Genomic DNA, 1,089 nt, shown 5'->3' on the forward strand with positions numbered 1-1,089 from the left:
CCATCGACCGTGTTACCGTTGTGTATCTTCTTAAGAACGATTCACTTGCTACCAGATCAGCATGGCCGTCAAACCCACACGAACATGTTAGCGTATCTTGATGCCGAACCGTGTCTGTGGTCGACCCACAGTTTGGACAGGTTTGGCTAGTCCATGCTTCGGATCGAATCTCCACCGACATACCGTATTCTTCGGCAGTATACGTCAATCGTTTCACGAACGCTCGAAACGCCCAGAAGTTGTGCGTCTTCTCGTTTGTTCTGACCGACCAGTGCGTTTCCAACACATCGGTCAAATCGCCAACGTACACTGTCGAAACGCCTTCATCGTACAATCGTTCAATCAAGTCGCGTGCGAGAGCATCTTGGGCGTGATCGCGTCGTTTCGTCCGGCGGTCGTACAGCCGTCGGATACGGTGACTACTGTATCGACTATCTTCTAACAGCGATTGCAGACGGGCGATCTCTCGTGTGGTTTCATGGAACCTATCGAACAGGTCGCATCCTTCATACAGGAGTTGCTGGCCGGTTGTGGTTGTGCAAGCGACGAGGTTGTTCGCACCAATATCTAGGGCGGTTTCTTCGGAAGCCAGTGGGTGTGCCAGTCGAGAATGATTTTCGCTGATTGTGACTGGCTGAAAGGCCCTAAATGTCTGTGCTTGCTCGTCGTAGTACAATTCCAACCGGCCCTGTTTCTCATACTCCTTCCAGTGTGGTTCGCCACGAACTTCGAGCCGGAAGCGTTCACGGTGGCCCAGCCCGTACTGGTCTTTCAAGTCTTTCCCAACGAGAATTTCGAGGCGGGAGTATTCGCCCCACTCAACAGAGTACGACGTGTTGCGGATGTACGTCCGGAGTTCTCGTCCATCTTCGGAGTTCCCCCAGAAACCGGGTTTGCCGTTTGCTTCGCCCTTTTTTTGAAGCGCGAAGAACGACTTCCACGATTCGCGGTTCTTACGGTCAATCTGCTGAACCGTTGAAGAACCAAGAATACCACCATAGCGACCACGATACTCACTAATATCCCACACGTCACCGGTAGGGTCGGTGTAGTTCTGTCGACGTTCGTAGTTGATCTCGTTCCAGAGAG

Annotated in this window: 1 protein-coding gene; it reads right to left on the bottom strand. The window is 52.3% G+C overall.

Annotated features, from left to right (window positions below):
- Positions 1-1,089 (bottom strand): RNA-guided endonuclease InsQ/TnpB family protein (locus AArcSt2_RS16660; RefSeq protein ID WP_250586360.1); only part of this gene is annotated, 1,089 nt, incomplete at both ends.

Origin of the sequence: Natronocalculus amylovorans (genome assembly GCF_023638035.1) — an archaeon.
Taxonomy (GTDB): domain Archaea; phylum Halobacteriota; class Halobacteria; order Halobacteriales; family Haloferacaceae; genus Natronocalculus; species Natronocalculus amylovorans.